The organism is Rhodanobacter sp. FW104-R8 (genome assembly GCF_001617365.1).
Lineage (GTDB): Bacteria > Pseudomonadota > Gammaproteobacteria > Xanthomonadales > Rhodanobacteraceae > Rhodanobacter.
In genome coordinates, this window is the sequence record NZ_LVJR01000019.1 from 13,543 (window position 1) to 33,561 (window position 20,019).

17 protein-coding genes are annotated in these 20,019 nt (G+C 67.9%); 11 read left to right on the forward strand and 6 right to left on the reverse strand.

Annotated features, from left to right (window positions below; translation table 11 throughout):
• Nucleotides 1–39 precede the first annotated feature (39 nt).
• A complete protein-coding gene (locus RHOFW104R8_RS04820; protein ID WP_161487751.1) occupies nucleotides 40–1,644 on the forward strand; it encodes a glucosyltransferase domain-containing protein in 1,605 nt (534 codons plus the stop codon).
• A gap of 54 nt (nucleotides 1,645–1,698) precedes the next feature.
• Here RHOFW104R8_RS04820 and RHOFW104R8_RS04825 read toward each other — a convergent pair whose 3' ends face one another.
• Nucleotides 1,699–2,358 carry a response regulator transcription factor gene (locus RHOFW104R8_RS04825; protein ID WP_068091599.1) on the reverse strand — a complete coding sequence of 220 codons (660 nt, stop codon included), beginning with the start codon at nucleotides 2,356–2,358 and terminating at the stop codon, nucleotides 1,699–1,701.
• Between the two features lie 152 nt (nucleotides 2,359–2,510).
• On the opposite strand from RHOFW104R8_RS04825, the gene RHOFW104R8_RS04830 reads away from it, so the two are divergent.
• The 3 genes from RHOFW104R8_RS04830 to RHOFW104R8_RS04840 all read left to right on the forward strand — a co-directional run bounded on the left by RHOFW104R8_RS04830 (nucleotide 2,511) and on the right by RHOFW104R8_RS04840 (nucleotide 5,552).
• Nucleotides 2,511–4,301, forward strand: coding sequence for a 3-hydroxybutyrate oligomer hydrolase family protein (locus tag RHOFW104R8_RS04830; protein WP_082823540.1), 1,791 nt, complete (start codon nucleotides 2,511–2,513; stop codon nucleotides 4,299–4,301).
• 170 nt (nucleotides 4,302–4,471) lie between these two features.
• Nucleotides 4,472–4,981 (forward strand): peptidylprolyl isomerase, encoded by a 510-nt coding sequence (locus tag RHOFW104R8_RS04835; RefSeq protein WP_068091598.1) that lies wholly within the window; start codon nucleotides 4,472–4,474, stop codon nucleotides 4,979–4,981.
• Between the two features lie 139 nt (nucleotides 4,982–5,120).
• Nucleotides 5,121–5,552, forward strand: a complete 432-nt coding sequence (locus RHOFW104R8_RS04840) for a YidB family protein (protein WP_068091596.1) — start codon at nucleotides 5,121–5,123, stop codon at nucleotides 5,550–5,552.
• A gap of 118 nt (nucleotides 5,553–5,670) precedes the next feature.
• Here the strand turns inward: RHOFW104R8_RS04840 and RHOFW104R8_RS04845 are convergent, their stop codons facing one another.
• Nucleotides 5,671–5,937: a GlsB/YeaQ/YmgE family stress response membrane protein gene (locus tag RHOFW104R8_RS04845; RefSeq protein ID WP_068091594.1), complete on the reverse strand. Its 267-nt coding sequence runs from the start codon at nucleotides 5,935–5,937 to the stop codon at nucleotides 5,671–5,673.
• 212 nt (nucleotides 5,938–6,149) lie between these two features.
• Between RHOFW104R8_RS04845 and RHOFW104R8_RS04850 the strand changes: the two genes are divergently transcribed.
• The 5 genes from RHOFW104R8_RS04850 to prpE all read left to right on the forward strand — a co-directional run bounded on the left by RHOFW104R8_RS04850 (nucleotide 6,150) and on the right by prpE (nucleotide 12,788).
• Nucleotides 6,150–7,349, forward strand: coding sequence for a pyridoxal phosphate-dependent aminotransferase (locus tag RHOFW104R8_RS04850; RefSeq protein WP_068091592.1), 1,200 nt, complete (start codon nucleotides 6,150–6,152; stop codon nucleotides 7,347–7,349).
• 118 nt (nucleotides 7,350–7,467) lie between these two features.
• Entirely contained in the window at nucleotides 7,468–8,454 is a 987-nt protein-coding gene (locus tag RHOFW104R8_RS04855; protein ID WP_068091589.1) for a malate dehydrogenase, read from the forward strand.
• Nucleotides 8,455–8,672: 218 nt separating this feature from the next.
• On the forward strand, nucleotides 8,673–9,902 hold the full coding sequence (locus RHOFW104R8_RS04860; RefSeq protein WP_068091586.1) for an amidohydrolase family protein: 1,230 nt from the start codon (nucleotides 8,673–8,675) through the stop codon (nucleotides 9,900–9,902).
• Between the two features lie 243 nt (nucleotides 9,903–10,145).
• On the forward strand, nucleotides 10,146–10,784 hold the full coding sequence (locus RHOFW104R8_RS04865) for a trimeric intracellular cation channel family protein (RefSeq protein WP_068091583.1): 639 nt from the start codon (nucleotides 10,146–10,148) through the stop codon (nucleotides 10,782–10,784).
• A gap of 108 nt (nucleotides 10,785–10,892) precedes the next feature.
• Entirely contained in the window at nucleotides 10,893–12,788 is a 1,896-nt protein-coding gene (prpE, locus tag RHOFW104R8_RS04870; RefSeq protein ID WP_068091580.1) for a propionate--CoA ligase, read from the forward strand.
• 161 nt (nucleotides 12,789–12,949) lie between these two features.
• Here the strand turns inward: prpE and ahpF are convergent, their stop codons facing one another.
• The 3 genes from ahpF to RHOFW104R8_RS04885 all read right to left on the reverse strand — a co-directional run bounded on the left by ahpF (nucleotide 12,950) and on the right by RHOFW104R8_RS04885 (nucleotide 16,757).
• Nucleotides 12,950–14,563: an alkyl hydroperoxide reductase subunit F gene (gene ahpF / locus RHOFW104R8_RS04875; RefSeq protein WP_068091710.1), complete on the reverse strand. Its 1,614-nt coding sequence runs from the start codon at nucleotides 14,561–14,563 to the stop codon at nucleotides 12,950–12,952.
• A 132-nt stretch (nucleotides 14,564–14,695) separates the two neighbouring features.
• Entirely contained in the window at nucleotides 14,696–15,259 is a 564-nt protein-coding gene (gene ahpC / locus RHOFW104R8_RS04880) for an alkyl hydroperoxide reductase subunit C (protein WP_068091578.1), read from the reverse strand.
• 181 nt (nucleotides 15,260–15,440) lie between these two features.
• Nucleotides 15,441–16,757: a dicarboxylate/amino acid:cation symporter gene (locus RHOFW104R8_RS04885; RefSeq protein WP_082823534.1), complete on the reverse strand. Its 1,317-nt coding sequence runs from the start codon at nucleotides 16,755–16,757 to the stop codon at nucleotides 15,441–15,443.
• A gap of 164 nt (nucleotides 16,758–16,921) precedes the next feature.
• Here RHOFW104R8_RS04885 and prpB point away from each other — a divergent pair, with 164 nt between their 5' ends.
• Both prpB and prpC read left to right on the forward strand, forming a co-directional pair.
• The gene (gene prpB, locus RHOFW104R8_RS04890) at nucleotides 16,922–17,806 is read left to right on the forward strand and encodes a methylisocitrate lyase (protein ID WP_068091573.1); all 885 of its coding nucleotides are present in this window, start codon (nucleotides 16,922–16,924) and stop codon (nucleotides 17,804–17,806) included.
• 129 nt (nucleotides 17,807–17,935) lie between these two features.
• Nucleotides 17,936–19,081, forward strand: a complete 1,146-nt coding sequence (gene prpC / locus RHOFW104R8_RS04895; protein WP_068091570.1) for a 2-methylcitrate synthase — start codon at nucleotides 17,936–17,938, stop codon at nucleotides 19,079–19,081.
• Nucleotides 19,082–19,162: 81 nt separating this feature from the next.
• Here the strand turns inward: prpC and RHOFW104R8_RS04900 are convergent, their stop codons facing one another.
• A complete protein-coding gene (locus RHOFW104R8_RS04900; protein ID WP_068091567.1) occupies nucleotides 19,163–19,885 on the reverse strand; it encodes a TerC family protein in 723 nt (240 codons plus the stop codon).
• Between the last annotated feature and the right edge of the window lie 134 nt (nucleotides 19,886–20,019).

The window sequence follows — 20,019 nt, forward strand, 5'->3', positions numbered from 1 at the left end:
GGGAAGTCCGGAGCAGTGAGCCAGCCGATGCCGCACGACATGCCTACCGATCACGCCGCCGCTCCAGGACGCGCGGGCCGTGGCGTCTTCGTCATCCTGCTCGCGCTGTACGTCCTGATCCTTTACCCGATCCTGCGGGCGAACCGCTATTACATGGACGACCTGAAGCGGGCCCTGGTCGGCCACACCGGCTGGGATTCCAATGGCAGGCCGCTGACGACCCTGCTGATGAAGCTGCTGCAGTGCTACGACTCCGCGCTGGTCGACCTCTCCCCGCTGATCCAGATCGGCGCCGTGGCGGTGCTCGCCTGGGCCGGCGTGCTGGTCGCGCGCCGCTATGCCATCCGCTCGCCGTGGGTGGCCGCGCTGGTGGCGTTTCCGCTGGGCGCGCAGCCGTTCTACCTGGAGAATCTTTCCTACAAGTTCGATGCCCTGAGCATGAGCATGGCGATGCTGCTGGCGCTGTTGCCGCTCATCGCGCTGAAGGACGATCGCCGGGGATGGTGGTTGGGCGTGCTGGCGATTTTCGCCAGCCTCTGCTTCTACCAGGCCGCCATCAATGCCTGCCTGATCTTCGTGCTGCTGGAGGTGGTGCTCGCCCAACTGCACGGGGTGGAGCTGCGGCGATGGACCCGCCAGCTGCTGGCGCGGGCGGGGCAGGTCGGCCTCGCCATGCTGGTCTACCAGCTGCTCGTCGGCATCCACATCCACGGCTGGGTGCAGCAGAAGGCCGAGCGGATCCGCGGTCTGCACGACCTGCCGGTGATCAAGGGCAACATCGTCGATTTCTACGGTTTCATCGGCGGCAGCTTCAACCGCCACTGGTGGATGTATTTCGCCCCGGTCCTGGTGTTGCTGGCGTTGCTTCCCGTCGCGATCGGCCTGCGTTATGCGTTGCGGGTTCGCCGCACGCATCCGGCCTGGGTCGGCGCGACCCTGTTCGCGACCAGCTTCGCGCTGCCGCTGGCGGCGCTGCTCTGCGTTGCGGGCCCCATGCTGGTATTGCTCAAGCCGGAGATCGAGCCTCGCGTGCTGGTGGGCGCCGGTGCGCTGCTGGCGGCGGCGCTGATCGTGATGCAGGCGGCGCTGCGGCAGTGGTGCCGCTCGCCGCGGTGGGCCATGGCCGTCGCCGGCATGCTCGCCCTCGGCATGTGTTCCATTGCCAGCGCCTACGGCAATGCGCTGGGCGAGCAGAAAAACTACGAGGAGCGGATCGCCGCGCGGCTGGCCGACGACCTTGCCGAGCTGGGTGCCGCCGGGCCGCTGCACGCCTACCTGCTCGACGGCACGGCGGGATACGCGCCGCCTGCGGCGCACGTCGTGGAGCAATTCCCGCTGGTTCGCGCGCTGGTGCCCATCTATCTTTCCGTGGACGATGTGTTCGCCAGCCACAATTTCCTCATGTATTACATCCCCGGGCTGGCGGATATGCGCTACCGGACCGACCCCGCGGCGACACAGCGGGTGACCGCGATCCTGGCGGAAGCCTGCGCGGTGCCGGTGGCGCGCCGTACCAGCGCCTACACCCTGCGCCTGGTGGACGATACCGTGGTGGTGACATTCGGCTCCGCGCTTGCGCAGCGTTGTGCCGACGGCACGGGCACCGCGCCGGGCGCCGGTACGAGCCTGCCGGCCCGGATGTAGCGGGCGAGCGGCGGCGGCGCGGCGCGATGCAGGGCCACCGGCGCGGTGCCGCGCTCAGGCCTCCCGCGGCGGAGTCTCCAGGTCCAGCGAGCGCAGCGCCATCCCGGCCTGCGTCCGGTTGCGCACCTTCAGCTTCTCGAAGATGGCGGTGACATGCGCCTTCACCGTGCGTTCCTGGATGCCCAGGCGGTCGGCGATCTGCTTGTTGAGCAGGCCTTCGGCGAGCAGGGCCAACACGCGCGACTGCTGTTCGGTGAGGCGGGCGAGGCGGTGGGCGAGGTCGGTGTCGGCCGGGTCGGCGGGCAGGGCGGCGACGGCGTCGGCGAGGCCGGGCGGCAGCCAGCTGCCGCAGTCGAGCACGCTCCTGATCGCCCCGCCGATCTCGGCCGGGCTGGCACTCTTGGGGATGAAGCCGGCGGCGCCATGGTCGAGCACGCGGCGCACGATCCGCGGGTCGTCGTGGGCGGAGACCACCAGCACGGCCACGCCGGGATGCTGGCCGCGCAGCGCGGCCAGCCCGGACAGGCCCCGGCTGCCGGGCATGTGCAGGTCGAGCAGGACCAGGTCGGTATCCGGTTCGGCGGCCAGCGCGTCGAGCACGCCGGACAGGTCGGCGGCTTCCTGCACGCGGCAGCCGGGCAGGTTCTCGCCGGCCGCCAGGCGCAGCGCGGCGCGGAACAGCGGGTGGTCATCGGCGATCAGCAGGGTGGTCATCCCGCCGAAGTTAACCGGCCGCGGCGGCCGCGTCGAGTTCGGCGCACGGACTTTCGTACGATGGCGGCTGCCGATGCGCTTGCTATGGTGGCCGGATGAAGAACTCCGCCCGCATTTCGTCGCTGCTGTTCTTGCCCGTGCTGGTATCCGTCATGCTGTCGGCCTGTGCCGGCCAAGGGATGAGGAAGGAATCTGCCATGCGTGAGCTCGATTACGGCGAGGTGCGGATGACCGAGCATCGCGGCCACGACGATCTGCTGAGCGCGGGACTGGGCCTGGCGGGACTGGCCGGCCTGCCGTCGCCGTTCGCCAACCCGCTGGATCCCGCCCCCGGGGAATTGCGCCGGCGCGCGATCCAGACCAGTTGGAAGGGCATCGCCGACCTCGGGCCGCTGGGCGGCTACGGCAGCGTGTATGGCGCCGTGCCGGACGTGCCGGGGCGCGAGTACCAGGCGTTCGCGCGCATCCCCGGTGCGCGCTCGCCGCACCGCGTGCTGCTGCAGCTGCCGGACGGTTTCGACCGGCAGAAACGCTGCCTGGTAGTGACCGCCTCGTCCGGCTCGCGCGGCATCTACGGCGCGATCGCGCTGGCCGGTGCCTGGGGCCTGCCGCACGGCTGCGCGGTGGCGTACACCGACAAGGGCACCGGCGCGGGTTACTTCGATTACGCCGACGACAGCGGCGTGGCGCTGGACGGCCGTCGCGCGAAACGCGGCGAGGCGGAACTGGAGTTCCAGCCGCCGCCGGCAGCGCCGGGCGCGGGCATCGCGGTCAAGCACGCGCATTCGGGCGACAACCCGGAGGGTGACTGGGGCCGGCACGTGATCCAGGCGGCGCAGTTCGGGCTGGCGATGCTCGACCGCGCCTTCCCCGCCGAGGCGCCGTTCACGCCGCAGAACACGAAGATCATCGCTGCCGGCATCTCCAACGGCGGCGGCGCCGTGCTGCAGGCGGCGGGACTGGACCAGGAACACTTCTTCGCCGGCGTGGTGGCGCTGGAACCGAACGTGCACGTGCCGGGCCGCGGCCGCGCGCTGTACGACTACGCCACCGAGGCGGCGATCTGGCTGCCGTGCGCATTGAGCGCGGAGGATTTTGCCGCAGTGCCGCTGGCCCGCGGACCCCGCGGCGTGCCGCTGCCGGCCTGGCTGATCCGCTGCGCCAGCCTGCGCGCGCAGGGCAAGCTCGGCGGCAACACCTTGCCTGCCCAAGCCGCGCAGGCGCGGCAATACCTGCACGTGCGCGGCTGGACCGACGAAGCGATGCACACCGCGGCCAGCACGACCGCCTTCGACCTGTGGCGGGTGATCGCCGCGGGCTACGCCTCGGCCTACCTGCGCCGCGGCGCCGCCGACATGCCGTGCGGCTTCCGTTACGCGGCGATCGGTCCCGCCGGCCAGCCTGGTGCAGCCGATCCGGCAACGCGGGCGAGCTGGTGGGCGGATGGCTCGGGCATTCCGCCGGGCAACGGCATCGGCCTGTTCGGCGGCATGAATGTCTCGGCCGACCCCACCCTGATCGGCAGCGAGTGCCTGCGCGGGCTGTGGACCGGCGACAACCACGAATCGCAGATGCTGCATGCCGCTGTCGCGGCCACCGCGGCGAGGCTGCCGCGCCGCGACCTGCCGCTGTGGGTGCTGCACGGCGCCGGCGACGGCCTGCTGCCCACCGCGTTCAGTTCCGAACCGTACGTGGCGTGGCTGCGCGACGAGGGGCGCCACCCGATCTACTGGAAGGTGCCGCACGCGCAGCATTTCGACGCCTTCCTCGTGCTGCCCGGTTTCGGCGAGCACTACGTGCCGCTGTTGCCGTACGGCTATGCGGCGCTGGACCGGTTGTGGGCGCATCTGTACGAAGGCGCGGCGTGGCCGCTCGATGCACCGACGCCGGCGGCACGGCCGCGTGGTGCCGGCCCGCTGGAGCGCACCACGCTGGGCCTGTAGGAGCGCACCCTGTGCGCGAATGCTTTCCGTCACGTGACGAAGAGCATCGCGCGCGACCGAAGGAAGTCCCTTGTGGACAGGGTGCGCTCCTACAGGTGCGCTGGGTTATTCTTGGCAGCCCTCGTGCCCGTGTCGTGGCGCGAAGCAGCTTTCAAACCCAAGGATTCGCGATGACCATCAACGTCACCTTCACCACCAACCGCGGCCCGATCCACCTGCGCCTGCATGAAGACAGGGCGCCGGTGACGGTGGCCAGCTTCGTCAACCTGGCCCGTCGCGGCTACTACGATGGCCTGTCGTTCCACCGCGTGATCGCCGATTTCATGATCCAGGGCGGTTGCCCCGAGGGCAGCGGCCGCGGCGGTCCGGGCTACAAGTTCGAGGACGAGTTCAACCCGTCGCTGCGCCATGACAAGCCGGGCGTGCTGTCGATGGCGAATGCCGGCCCGCGTACCAACGGCAGCCAGTTCTTCATCACCCACGGTCCGACGCCGTGGCTGGACGGCAAGCACAGCGTGTTCGGCGAAGTGGTCGACGCGGCCGACATGGACGTGGTCAACGCGATCCGGCAGGGCGACACGATCGGGAAGGTCACCGTCGAGGGCGATGTCGACGCGTTGCTGGCGGCGCAGGCCGACCGCGTGGCGGAATGGAACGCGGTGCTCGATCGGCGCGGCTGAATTCTTGCCATGGATGCACAGGAAACCGCCGGTCCCAGCCGGCGGTTTCTTTTTGTGCGCGGACGTCATGACAAATGCGGTTTCGCGTGTCTATGATCGGCAGGCGACGCGCCCATTCACTTGATGAAGGAGAACGACCATGTCATTCCTCGACAGTCTGCTCGGAGGACAGGGGCAACAGGCCGGCGGGACGGGTTCGCTGATTGGCGTGGCGGGCCAGTTGCTGCAGCAGGCCGGCGGGGTGCAGGGCCTGGCCAGCATGCTGCAGCAGCACGGGCTGGGCGATGCCGTGCAGTCGTGGATCGGCACCGGCGCCAATCAGCCGGTTTCCGGCGAGCAGCTCGGCCAGGCGTTGCAGAGTGGCGGCATGGGCTCGGTTGTGCAGGAGGCCGCCAGCAAGCTCGGCGTCGATCCCAGCGTGGTGCTCAACGGGCTGTCGCAGGTGCTGCCGCATGCGGTCGATCACCTGACGCCGGATGGCCAGGCTCCGGCTGCCGGCCAGCAGGGCGGCGGTTTCGATCTCGGCATGCTTGAAGGCCTTGCCGGCAAGCTGATCGGTGGCAGGGCCTGAAACAGCCGGCCTGAAACCGGAGCGGTTCACGAAAAGAAAACGGCGGGAGTCACCCCGCCGTTTTCTTTTTTGCACGGCTTGCCGAGGCGGACGCTCGCGCCCCGGCTGCCGACGACGGTCAGTGGACCACGAAGTGCACGACCAGCAGCAGGATGACGGCGCCCACGATGGACATCAGGAAGCCGGCCGTATGGAACTTGGAATCGGGCGGCGGCGCGCTGATCATCCTGCCGATCAGGCCGCCGATGACCGAACCTACGATGCCGACGATGGCCGTCAGCCAGAAGCCGAGGTGTATGTCGGCATGGAAGATGTGGACGAGGAGAAACTTGCCGATCAGACCGACGAAGAAGCCAACGATGATGGACCATATCAGGTGGAACATGGACATCTACCTCCCGGGTTGTTGTTGACTCGACCAATTCCACCAGCGACCGTGTGCACGATGGTGCGGCGGCGACCGCATCATGCATGGATTTGGCCGAATGGCGCCATAGGCACTTGATGTCGCAAGGTTTTGCGGCTCGCTGGATGCCGTAGCGCCGCATGCTAAAATTCGCGGGTTTGCAGACCGCACCCCCTGACGTCGAGGAACCCATGCCCCATCTCGCCCAGCGCGTCGGCCGCGCCAAACCCAGCGCGATCATGGTGATTGCCGAGAAGGCGAAGCAGCTCAAGGCCGCGGGCCGCGACATCATCAGCTTCTCCATCGGCGTGCCGAATTTCCTGCCGGGCGAGCACGTGTACGCCGCCGCGCGCGAGTCGCTGTCGCACGACTCCGGCCAGTACGGCAGCAACCGCGGTGCCGAGGCCTTGCTGGATGCGTTCCTCAAGCACATCGAGGCGCTGGGCTTCACCGGCTACACCAGGATGAACCTGTCGATCGGCATCGGCGCCAAGCAGGTGCTGTACAACCTGGCCGAGGCGCTGCTGGACGAGGGCGACGAGATCTGCTTCGCCGCGCCGTACTGGACCACCTACCGCGACATCGCCGACATCGTGGGCGCGAAGGCCAACGTGATGCACTGCGGGCCGGAGCAGAACTACAAGCTCACCCCGGCCCAGCTCGATGCCGCGCTGGCGCGCAAGCCGAAGGTGTTCCTGTTCAACAACCCGTCCAACCCCACCGGCATGGTCTATACCGCGGGGGAGATCGCCGCGCTGGCCGACGTGCTGGCGAAGCACCCGGACACCTGGGTGATCACCGACGACATCTACAACTCGATGGTGTTCGACGGCATCGGCTACCACAACTTCGTGTTCGCCCGGCCCGAACTGCGCGAGCGGGTGATCTTCGTCGACTCGGTGTCCAAGACCTACGGCATGCCGGGTTGGCGCGTGGGCCTGGTGGCCGGCCCCGAGGCGGTGGCCAAGGCCATCACCACGCTCAATTCCAACCACATCACCAGCCTGCCGGAAGTGATCACGGCGGCGGCAGTGGCCGCGTTCAGCGGACCGCAGGACATCCTGCGGGCGAAGTGCGCCGAGTTCGCCGGCAAGCGCGACATCGTGGTCGCCGCGCTCGAGGCGATCCCCGGCGTGGTCTGCCCGCGGCCGCAGGGTGCGTTCTATGCGTTCCCCGACGTTTCCGTGGCGTTCGGCAAGAGCCATGGCGGCACGAGGATCCACAACGACGTGGAGTTCTGCGCCGCGCTGCTGGAAGCCAAGGGCGTCGCCTGCGTGCCGGGCTCCGCCTTCGGCGAGCCGCGCGCGATGCGCATTTCCTACACCTGCCCGACCGCACAATTGCAGCCGGGCCTGCAACGCATCCAGCAGTTCTTCGCCGAGCTGAGCTGAATACATCACCTGCAGGAGCGCACCTTGTGCGCGATGGCTCTTCGCTACGTGACGAAAAGCATCGCGCACAGGGTGCGCCCCTACATAAAATGAACATCCCAAGAAGGAGTCACTGTCCATGAAAGCCCCCGTTCGAGTTGCCGTCACCGGCGCCGCCGGCCAGATCGGTTACGCCTTGCTGTTCCGTATTGCCGCCGGCGACATGCTGGGCCCGGACCAGCCGGTGATCCTGCACCTGTTGGAAATCACCCCGGCGCTGCCGTCGCTGCAGGGCGTGGTGATGGAACTGAACGACTGCGCGTTTCCGACCCTGGCCGGCGTGGTCGCCACCGACGACGCCAACGTCGCGTTCAAGGACGTCGACTACGCGCTGCTGGTCGGTGCCCGTCCGCGCGGACCCGGCATGGAGCGCAAGGATCTGCTGGAGGCGAACGGTGCGATCTTCGGCCCGCAGGGCAAGGCGCTGAACGCGCATGCCAAGCGCGACGTGAGGGTGCTGGTGGTGGGCAACCCGGCCAACACCAATGCGCTGATCGCCCAGCAGAACGCCCCGGACCTGGATCCGAAGTGCTTCACCGCGATGGTCCGCCTCGACCACAACCGCGCCAAGAGCCAGCTCGCCGAGAAGACCGGCAAGCACAACACCGACGTGAAGAAGATGACGATCTGGGGCAACCACAGCTCCACCCAGTATCCGGACCTGTACCACGCCACCGTGGGCGGCAAGCCGGCGCTGTCGCTGGTCGACCAGGCCTGGTACGAGAGCGACTTCATCCCCACCGTGCAGCAGCGCGGCGCGGCGATCATCAAGGCGCGCGGCGCTTCATCGGCGGCGTCGGCGGCGTCGGCCGCGATCGACCACATGCGCACCTGGGCGCTGGGCACGGAAGAGGGTGACTGGGCCTCGATGGGCATCCCGTCGGACGGCTCCTACGGCATCGCGCCGGGCGTGATCTACGGCTACCCGGTGACCGTGAAGAACGGCAAGTACGCCATCGTGCAGGGACTGGAGATCAACGCGTTCTCGCGCGCCCGCATGGACGCCACCGACAAGGAGCTGCGCGAAGAGCGCGCCGGCGTCGAGCACCTGTTCGCGAAGAAGTAAGCCGCCCTTCCCGGAACCGGAAGGCGATCGACGGGCCGGCCTTGCCGGCCCGTCGTCGTTTGCGCCCGCGTGACGCGAAGTAGGGGTACGGCCGTCACGCAGCTTGTACATGCCTTCTTGCTTAAATCGCCGCGATTGCAGGGGCCCGCCGGCGTTTCCGGGCAGACGCCGGAACAGCGGGGTGTCGTGATGGCGGCCGGGCGGCGGAAGGTACGGGAATGGCTGCGACTATCCTGGTATGCGGCAGGCTGTTCGACGGCATCGGCGACGCGCTCACCGGCCCGGTCGAGATACGCATCGAAGACGGTCGCATCGTCGAGCGGGGCGCGTCGACAGGGCATCCGTCGGGTGCCCGCGTGGTGGACCTCTCCGACCGCACGGTCATGCCGGGGTTCATCGACACCCACGTCCATCTCTGCATCGACGGCCTCAACCTGCGCCAGCAGACCCTGCAGTGTCCGGCGACCAAGGCGTTGGGCGGCTTGCATCTGGCGCAGCAGTACATGCGCTGCGGATTCACCACGCTGCGCGACATGGGCACGCTCGATGCGGAATGGCCCACGGTCAACCTGCGCGACGCCATCGACGGCGGACTGGTGCATGGCCCGCGGCTGGTCGTCGCCGCGCACATGATCAGCGCCACCGGCGGGCATGCCGACATGCAGGGAGCGTTCCCGTGCCGCTGTCACCTGGGCCTGTCGAAGGTGGCCGACTCGCCGGGCAGGATCCGCGAACTGGTGCGCATGGAGCATGCCTTCGGCGGCGACTGGATCAAGACCATGAACACGGGCGGCTACATGAGCTTCGGCGACGACCCGGCGCGGGTGACCTGGTTCGAAGAAGAAATGCAGTGCCTGGCGGAGGCGGCGCACCAGCTGGGCTTGCCGGTGGCGGTGCACACCGGGGCAGCCGAGGGATGCAGGCAGGCGCTGCGGGCCGGTGCGCGCAGCCTGGAGCATTGCTACCTGATCGACGACGAGGGCATCCGGATGGCCGAGAAGAACGGAGCCTTCCTGGTGCCGACCATGCAGATGACGCGCGAGGACAAGGCCTTGCTGGAAGCGCACCGGCTTCCCGCACAGGCGACCTGGAAGTTCAGCCGCGATGTGGACGCCATCGAGACCGCACAGCGGCGGATGGCGAACAGCCACGCGAAGATCGCCTACGGCACGGATTGCGGCATGTTCCCCTTCAGCCACGGCATCCTCGAGTTCCAGGCGATGGTGGCCGCCGGGTTGTCCCCGCTGCGCGCGTTGAAGGCGGCCACCAGCGTCGCGGCCGAACTGCTGCAGCGGAACGACATCGGCGTGATCGAACCCGGTCGGCAGGCGGACATCGTGGCGATGCCCGGTGACCCGGTTGCCGACATCGCGGCCACGGCGAACGTGGACTTCGTGATGCGCGCCGGTCGTATCTACCGGCATGGAACCTACGATCCCCTCCGGTGACGCCGAAGGCCGGATGCGCGCCGGCAGCCAGCCGCTCGACCAGCCCTGCTGGTTCCCGCCACCGCGAGGTCACTATCATGAAGGCGCGGAGCGCGACCCGGAGTTCACCATGCTGAGCAGTTATCCGTTGACCGGCAACCATGCACAGGCGACTGCCGGTGCCGCACCGGCCCTCACGTCGCGGTTCGGTGATCGCGCCCGCGGACTTGCGCCGGTGCGGCCGGGGCCGGGCGGGCGCGCTGCATGAACGAGACGCTGCTGTTCGCGCTGCTGGACCTGACCGGAACCTTCGTGTTCGCGTTGAGCGGCGCCACGGCGGCGAAACAGCGCAACCTCGACCTGTTCGGCATCATCGCCCTGGCCTTCCTCGTGGCCTGCGGCGGCGGCATCGTCCGTGACCTGTGCATCGGGGCGATTCCGCCGACGGGTCTGTCCGTCTGGCGCTACATGGCGGTATCGATCCTGGCCGTGCTGGCGGTCATCGGTGCCTATCCGTGGGTGGCGCGCCTCGCGCATCCGGTACGGTTCTTCGACGGCCTTGGCATGGGCTTCTTCGCGGTCGCCGGCGCGCACAAGGCCTTGCTCCACGGGCAGAACGTGGAAACCGCCGTATTGCTGGGCATGGTCACTGCCGTCGGTGGCGGCGTGATGCGCGACGTATTGCTGAACCGGGTGCCATTGATCCTGCAGAAGGAGATCTACGCCTCGGCGGCCCTGCTGGGTGCAGGCTTCGAGGTCGCCGGCGAACACTTCGGCTGGTCGACGCAATGGGTGCCCTGGGTGGGGATTCTGCTCAGCAGCGGGTTGCGCCAGCTGTCGCTGCAATACGGCTGGCAGTTGCCCACGTTCCCTTCCAGGCGGGGACACCAACCTCCCGATTGACCCGCCGGCGGGGACGGCTTCGCGGGTACGACGCTTCGACCATGGTCGACTGCCGTGCCACGGCGGGTCTGGTACAGACTGTGGCATCGAGACCGCGGGAGCGCGCGCATGCGTTACGAGGATTTCTACCGGCAGTCGGTCGAGGCGCCGGAGCAGTTCTGGGCCGAGCAGGCCCGGTTGATCCACTGGGATACGCCGCCGCGGCAGATCCTCGACCAGTCGAACCCGCCGTTCCGTCGCTGGTTCGTCGGCGGCACCACCAACCTCTGCTACAACGCGGTCGACCGGCACCTGGCCGAACGCGCGGAGCAACTGGCGCTGGTGGCGGTTTCCAGCGAGACCGACATCACGCGCGAGTTCACCTACCGCCAGCTGCATCGCGAGGTAAACGCGTTCGCCGCCGTGCTGCAGTCGCTGGACGTGGGCAAGGGCGACCGCGTGGTGATCTACCTGCCGAACATCGCCGAGGCGGTGTTCGCGATGCTGGCCTGCGCGCGCATCGGCGCGATCCATTCGGTGGTGTTCGGCGGCTTCGCCGCGCACAACCTGGCGTTGCGCATCGACGACGCGCAGCCGAAGCTGCTGGTCTGCGCCGATGCCGGCATGCGCGCGGGCAAGGTGATTCCGTACAAGCCGCTGGTCGACGCGGCGCTGAACGAGGCCTCGGCGCCGCCGCCGCACGTGCTGATCGTCGACCGCAAGCTCGATCCGCAGATGACCCGGGTGGCCGGGCGCGACCTCGACTACGCCGAGCTGCGCGCGCGCCACGAGGATGCCGAGGTGCCGGTGGCGTGGCTGGAGTCGAACGAGCCGAGCTATCTGCTGTACACCTCCGGCACCACCGGCAAGCCGAAGGGCGTGCAGCGCGACGTGGGCGGTTACGCGGTGGCGATGGCGCTGTCGATCCGCCAGGTGTTCGACATCGCGCCGGGGCAGGTGATGTTCGCCACCTCGGACGTGGGCTGGGCGGTGGGGCATTCCTACAACGTCTACGGTCCGCTGATCGGCGGTGCCACCAGTTTGTTGTACGAGGGCCTGCCGACGCGGCCGGATGCGGGCATCTGGTGGCGGCTGTGCGAGCAGTACGGCGTGCGCACGATGTTCTCCTCGCCTACCGCGATCCGCGTGCTGAAGAAGCAGGATGAGAGCTGGCTGAAGAAGTACGACCTGTCGAAGCTGAAATGGCTGTTCCTCGCCGGGGAGCCGCTGGACGAGCCGACCGCGCAGTGGATCACCGGCGCGCTCGGCGTGCCGGTGATCGACAACTACTGGCAGACCGAGACGGGCTGGCCGGCGATCACCCTGATGCCGGGGCTGGAGCTGAAGACGGTGAAGTTCGGCTCGCCCGGCCTGCCGGCGCCGGGCTACCGGATGAAGGTGATCGACGAGAACACCGGCAAGGAAGTCGCGGCCGGAACCAAGGGCGTGCTGGTGTTCCAGCCGCCGCTGCCGCCGGGTTGCCTGACGACCGTGTGGCGCGACGACGACCGCTACGTGCACAGCTACTTCAGCCACTTCCGCGAGCTGCTGTACAGCTCGCTGGACTGGGCCGTGCGCGACGAGGACGGCTACACGTTCGTGCTCGGCCGTACCGACGACGTGATCAACGTGGCCGGCCATCGCCTGGGCACGCGCGAGATCGAGGAATCGGTGGCCAGCCACCCGGCAGTGGCCGAGGCGGCGGTGATCGGCGTGAGGGATGAATTGAAAGGGCAGGTGCCGATCGTGTTCGCCACGCTCAAGCAGGACGCCGGCGACGGCGCCGGCGCGGTGGCGAAGGCGATGCAGCAGCGCGTAGTCGACCAGCTCGGCGGCGTGGCGAAACCGTCGCGCGTCTACGTGGTGAATGCCTTGCCGAAGACCCGTTCCGGCAAGCTGCTGCGCCGCTCGCTGCAGGCGCTGGCGGAGCAGCGCGATCCGGGGGATCTGTCCACGCTGGATGATCCGGGCGCGCTGGACGATATCCGCCGTGCGCTGGAGCGTGGCCCCGACCAGGGTAGCTGATCCGTTGTAGGGCGGGCACGGCCCGCCGCTCTTGCTTGCCCGACGATAGTCGCAGCGCATCGAAAAGCCGGCGGGCGGTGCCCGCCCTACGAAGCTCTTCGCGTCGATCGACGTTAGAGCCATCGCGCACAGGGTGCGCTCCTACACCCGTTTTTTTGCGGTCAGGCTGCCACCGCTTGCTTTTCCGGTTTCGCGGCGGCCACCGGGCTGCGGATCAGGTGGTCGAACGCGCCCAGCGCGGCGGTGGAGCCGGCGCCCATCGCGATCACGATCTGCTTGTACGGCACCGTGGTGGCGTCGCCGGCGGCGAACACGCCGGGCAGCGAGGTCTGGCCGCGTGCGTCGATGACGATCTCGCCGCGCGGGGACAGTTCCAGCGTGCCCTTCAGCCATTCGGTGTTCGGCAGCAGGCCGATCTGCACGAAGATGCCTTCCAGTTCGAGGCTGTGCATCACGCCATCGACGCGATCCTTGTAGACCAGGCCGGTGACTTTCTGCCCGTCGCCCAGCACCTCGGTGCTCTGCGCGCTGACGACCACGTCGACGTTGGGAAGACTGCGCAGCTTGCGCTGCAGCACCTCGTCCGCGCGCAGCTTGCCGTCGAACTCGACCAGGGTGACGTGGGCCACGATGCCGGCCAGGTCGATCGCGGCCTCCACGCCGGAGTTGCCGCCGCCGATCACCGCCACGCGCTTGCCCTTGAACAGCGGGCCGTCGCAGTGCGGGCAATAGGCCACGCCCTTGTTGCGGTACTCGTCTTCGCCGGGCACGCCCATCTGCCGCCAGCGTGCGCCGGTGGAAAGGATCACGGTTTTCGATTTCAGGGTGGCGCCGTTGGCCAGCCGGACCTCGACCAGGCCGCCGGTGGCGTCGCTGGCCGGCACCAGCTTCTCGGCGCTCTGCAGGTTCATGACGTCGACGTCGTATTCCTTGACGTGCTGCTCCAGTGCCGCGCCCATCTTCGGGCCGTCGGTGGCGGTGACCGAGATGAAGTTCTCGATCGCCATGGTGTCCAGCACCTGGCCGCCGAAGCGTTCGGCCGCCACGCCGGTGCGTATGCCCTTGCGCGCGGCGTAGATCGCCGCCGCGGCGCCGGCCGGGCCGCCGCCGACGACGAGCACGTCGAACGCGTCCTTGGCCTCGATCTTCTCGGCCTCGCGCTGCGCGGCACCGGTGTCGAGCCTGGCCAGGATCTGCTCCAGGCTCATGCGGCCCTGGTCGAACACCTCGCCGTTGAGGAACACGGTGGGCACCGACATCACTTGGCGTGTTTCGACTTCGTCCTGGTACAGCGCGCCGTCGATGGCGACGTGCCGGATTTTCGGGTTCAGCACGCTCATCAGGTTCAGCGCCTGCACTACGTCCGGACAGTTCTGGCAGGACAGCGAGAAATAGGTCTCGAAGCGGAACACGCCATCAGGGGCGGGGCCGTCGAGGTTCTTCACCTGCTCGATCACGTCGGCCGCGGCCTTGGACGGATGGCCACCGACCTGCAGCAGGGCCAGCACGAGCGAGGTGAATTCATGGCCCAGCGGAATGCCGGCGAAGCGCACGCTGATGTCGCTGCCGACGCGGTTGATCGCGAACGAGGGCTTGCGCGCGTCGTCGTCGCGGCGGACCAGGCTGATCCGGTCGGACAGCGCCGCGATTTCCTCGAGCAGCTCGTTCAGTTCGGCGGACTTGGCGCTGTCATCCAGGGACGCAACGATCTCGATCGGCTGCGTGACCTTTTCCAGATAGGCCTTCAACTGGGTCTTGAGGTTGGCATCCAACATGGCGGGCTCCGTGGGTTTCTTCGGGGTGTGCGTGGCGAGCACCCGGGCGGACCCGGGCGTCGCTTCATGCTTGTGTTTCGGTAGTGCGGGCCCGGAAGAACTCCGGGCCCGTGGCGCATGGCGCGGTACCGCTCAGATCTTGCCGACCAAGTCCAGCGACGGGGCCAGGGTCTTCTCGCCTTCCTTCCACTTGGCCGGGCAGACCTCGCCCGGATGGGCGGCGACGTACTGCGCGGCCTTGACCTTGCGCAGCAGCTCGGAGGCGTCGCGGCCGATGCCGCCGGCATTGATCTCGACGATCTGGATCTTGCCTGCCGGGTCGATCACGAAGGTGCCGCGGTCGGCCAGGCCGGCTTCCTCGATCATCACCTCGAAGTTGCGGCTGATCGTGCCGGTGGGGTCGCCGACCATGGTGTACTGGATCTTCTTCACCGCGTCGGAGGTGTCGTGCCAGGCCTTGTGGGCGAAGTGAGTGTCGGTGGACACCGAGTAGATCTCCACGCCCAGCTTCTGGAACTCGGCGTAGTTGTCGGCCAGGTCTTCGAGTTCCGTCGGGCAGACGAAGGTGAAGTCGGCCGGGTAGAAGAACACGACCGACCACTTGCCCTTCAGGTTGGCGTCGGTGACTTCGATGAAGTTGCCGGCCTTGAGGGCCTGGGCCTTGAACGGTTTCACTTCGGTGTTGATCAGGGACATCGTTGCTTGCTTCCCGTGGTGGTTGGAGGATGGAGGAATGCTACGGCCTGCGATTTCATAAATCTAATTGATTGTCGGCATGGTTGCGATTGGTCGTGGCTATCGTTCGGCCATCCATGATGGTGAGGCCGGGCGGGGCAGCTTCAAGGCCCCGCCGCCCGGCCGCGCCACGTGCAAGGAGTTACGGCGCGGCCGCGAGCCGCTCGCGCAGCTGGTGGTCGACCACCGTGGCGGTGACGATGTCGCTGCCCACGTTCACCGTGGTGCGCATCATGTCGAGGATGCGGTCGACGCCGATGATGATGCCGATGCCTTCGGGCGGGATGCCGAACGTGGCCAGCAGGCCGGCGATCATCGGCAGCGAGCCGCCCGGGATGCCGGCCACGGCCACCGCGCTGAGCACCGACAGCAGCATCAGGATGGCCTGGTGGCTCAGGGTGAGTTCCACGCCGAACGCCTGCGCCACGAACAGCACCACGCAGCCCTCGAACAGGGCGGTGCCGCTCATGTTCATGGTCGCACCCAGCGGCAGCACGAAGCCGGCCGTGCTGGGGGCGAGCTTCAGCTCGTCATGCGCCACCGCCAGCGAGGCGGGCAGGCAGGCGTTGCTGGAACTGGTCGAGAACGCGGTAATCAGCAGCGGCCGGATTTGCCGGAAATACTCCAGTGGCGAACGCCCGGCCAGGAAGCGCAGCCACAGCGACATGGTGCCGAACAGGTGCAGCGCCAGCGCCACGGTGCAGCCGGCCACGAACACCGACAGCGCCAGCAGCACGTCCACGCCGACCTTGACGATCACGCTGTAGATCATCGCCGGCACCGCGTAGGGAGCCAGTTCCAGCGCGAAGCCGACGATCTTCGTCATCAGGTCGGTGATGGTGTCCAGGGCGGCCTGCACCCGCCGGCGTTCCTTCTCCCCGAGCTGGGTGGCGGCCGCGCCGGCCAGGATCGCGAACACGATCAGCGGCAGCACGTCGCCCAGTGCGTCGCGGCTGGGGCCGGCCACCGCGCCGAGCAGGTTGCGCGGCATGAACATCTCTACCAGCGTGCCGAAACTCATGCCGGGCTGGGCCGCCTTCCTGTCGATCGACTGCTGCGCGCTGCCGCCGTATTCCTGCATAAGCTGGATGCGCGCCTGCTCGTCGAGGTGGTGGCCCGGCTGCACCGTGTTCATCATCGCCAGGCCGATCGCCACGGCGATGCCCATATTGAGGAAGAACAGCAGGAAGGTCCGGCCGGCCAGCGGGCCGAGCCGGTCCAGCCGGCCGAGCTGGGCCACGCCGGAGGCCAGCGAGGTGAACACCAGCGGGATCACCACGAAGAACAGCATGCGCAGGAAGATCTGCCCGAACGGGTCGAACACCGCGCCGGACACCTTTTGCATCAGTGCCAGCGTGGGCGGGTGCAGTTGGCCGATGCCCAGCGTGGCCACGGCGGCCACCACGCCGATCACCAGGCCCCAGAGGATGCGTTTTGCGAGAGGAGTCGATGTGCTCATCCGGCTGAATGTACGGGGTGGCGGCGGATTCGTCACGCAGGAACTTGCGCCGCGGCACGAACCCAGCCGGGCCGATGCCGTGGCGACCCCGTCGCGCATGGCGGAAGGTCCAATCCCGGCCGCGGACTGGCATGGGCTAAAATGGGCGCTTTGATGGAGGCCACATGACACAGCCAGCATCTCCCGGCGCACGTTTTCGCGCAGCCCTCGCCGCCGAACAGCCCCTGCAGGTCATGGGCGCGATCACTGCCTATGCCGGCCTGATGGCCAAGCGGGTCGGCTACAAGGCGCTGTACCTGTCCGGCGGCGGCGTGGCCGCCAATTCGCTGGGCATGCCCGACCTGGGCATCAGCACGATGGAAGACGTGCTCACCGACGCCCGCCGCATCGTGGACGCCACCCAGCTGCCGCTGCTGGTCGACATCGACACCGGCTGGGGCGGCGCGTTCAACATCGCGCGCACGATCCGTTCCTTCGTCAACGTCGGCGTGGCCGCGGTGCACATCGAAGACCAGGTCGGGCAGAAGCGCTGCGGCCATCGCCCTGGCAAGGAAGTGGTGCCGAAGGAGGAGATGGTCGACCGCGTGAAGGCGGCGGTGGACGCGCGCACCGATCCCGGCTTCGTGATCATGGCGCGCACCGACGCGGCGGCGAAGGAAGGCATCGACGCGGCGATCGAGCGCGCGGTGGCCTACGTGGAGGCCGGCGCCGACATGATCTTCCCCGAGGCGATGAAGACGCTGGACGACTACCGCAGGTTCAAGGCCGCGGTGAAGGTGCCGATCCTCGCCAACCTCACCGAGTTCGGCTCCACCCCGTTCTTCACCACCGACGAGCTGCGCTCGGCGAACGTGGACATCGCGCTGTACTGCTGCGGCGCCTATCGCGCGATGAACAAGGCCGCGCTCAACTTCTACGAGACCGTGCGCCGCGAAGGCACGCAGAAGAACATCATCGACACCCTGCAGACGCGCGAGCAGCTGTACGACTTCCTCGGCTATCACGCCTACGAGGACAAGCTCGACACGCTGTTTTCCCACAAGAGCTGACACGCTGCCGCTGTAGGAGCGCACCTTGTGCGCGAAAGCTCTTGGCGAAAAGCGTCATCGCGCACAGGGTGCGCTCCTACACGCTCCGTTTCCCACCGTTCGAAACCCCTGCATCACAGGAGACACCCGATGAGCGAGCAAGCCATACCCAAGGCCAAGAAATCCGTCGCCCTGTCCGGCGTGGCCGCGGGCAACACCGCGTTGTGCACGGTCGGCCGCAGCGGCAACGACCTGCATTACCGCGGCTACGACATCCACGATCTCGCCGCCAAGGGCTGCTTCGAGGAAGTGGCCTACCTGCTGGTGCACGGCGTGCTGCCGAACTGGACCGAGCTGCAGAACTACAAAGCCAAGCTGAAGCGCCTGCGCGGACTGCCGGCGCCGGTGAAGGCGGCTATGGAACTGCTGCCGGCTGCCACCCACCCGATGGACGTGCTGCGCACCGGCTGCTCGGTGCTCGGCACCGTGCTGCCGGAGAAGGACGACCACAACGTCACCGGCGCACGCGACATCGCCGACCGCCTGATGGCCAGCTTCGGCTCGATGCTGCTGTATTGGTACCACTTCAGCCACAACGGCAAGCGCATCGAGACCGAGACCGACGACGACTCGATCGCCGCGCACTTCCTGCACCTGCTGCATGGACGCAAGCCGAGCGACCTGCACGCGCAGTCGCTGGACAAGTCGCTGGTGCTGTACGCCGAGCACGAGTTCAATGCCTCGACCTTCGCCGCCCGCGTCATCGCCGGCACCGGTTCGGACATCTACTCGGCGATCACCGGGGCGATCGGTGCGCTGCGCGGCCCGAAGCACGGCGGTGCGAACGAGGTGGCGATGGAGATCATCGCGCGCTACCGCAGCGCCAATGATGCGGAAGCCGACATCCGTGCCCGCGTCGAGCGCAAGGAGATCATCATCGGCTTCGGCCACCCGGTGTATACCGTGTCCGACCCGCGCAACGAGATCATCAAGGAAGTCTCGCGCAAGCTTTGCACCGACGGCGGCAACCCGACCCTGTTCGACGTTTCCGAACGGATCGAGAAGGTGATGGGCGAGCTCAAGAAGATGTTCCCGAACCTCGACTGGTTCTCGGCCAGCGCGTACCACATGATGGGCGTGCCCACCGCGATGTTCACGCCGCTGTTCGTGATCGCACGCACCTCCGGCTGGAGCGCGCACGTGATCGAACAGCGCCAGGACGGCAAGATCATCCGCCCCAGCGCGAACTACACCGGCCCGGAAGACCAGGCCTACGTGCCGATCGACAAGCGCTGATCGCACGCCTCGAGACGCGAAGGAAAAGGGAGCCGGATGGCTCCCTTTTCCATGCGGCCGTCGCCGTCGCCGGCCATCCGCTCAGCCCCCGGGCAGGGCGGGGCCGTCGTGCGGCGCCGTTCCGCGAGGAGCAGATTTCGACCGTCGCCACTGCACCAGCCAGCCGCCGCCGCAGATGCCGATCACCGCTAGCGCATCCAGGCCGTACTTCGCCCAGCCGCGGGCGCCGAACCAGCCGCTGAGCAGAGGGTCGTGGGTGATCATGCGCCCGGCGGTGATCGCGATCGCGGCGGCGCCGACGTACATGATGATCGGGAAGCGGTCGATCAGCTTCAGGATCAGGGTCGAGCCCCAGACCACCAGCGGCACGCTGATCAGCAGGCCAAGGATGACTAGGACGAGGTGGCCCTTCGACGCGCCGGCGATCGCCAGCACGTTGTCCATGCCCATCAGCGCGTCGGCGGCGATGATCGTGCGCAATGCCGCCCAGAACGTGTTGCCGGCCTTGATGTCGGGGCTCTGCCCGTCACCGTGGCTCAGCAGTTTCCAGGCGATCGGCAGCAGCAGCACGCCGCCCGCCAGCATCAGTCCCGGCAGCTTGAGCAGGTAGACGACGACGGCGGTGAGCACGAAACGAACCGCGACGGCGCCGAACGTGCCCCAGAACACGGCCTTCCTCTGCAGTTCCCTGGGCAGGCGGACGGCGGCCATGGCGATGACGATGGCATTGTCGCCGGCGAGAACGAGGTCGAGCAGGATGATGGCCAGCAGGCCGGAGAGAAAGTCGGGACTGGTGAATTCCATGGGCGTTTCCATGCGCGTCGGACATTGCAGTAGCTGCGGACGCGCGCGGCCCGCAGCCACCGCAAAAGTCTCGTTCGCAGCATGGCTGCCGAGGTGACCGGAGCGAAGCATCGCCCGTGTTGACGATCACCACA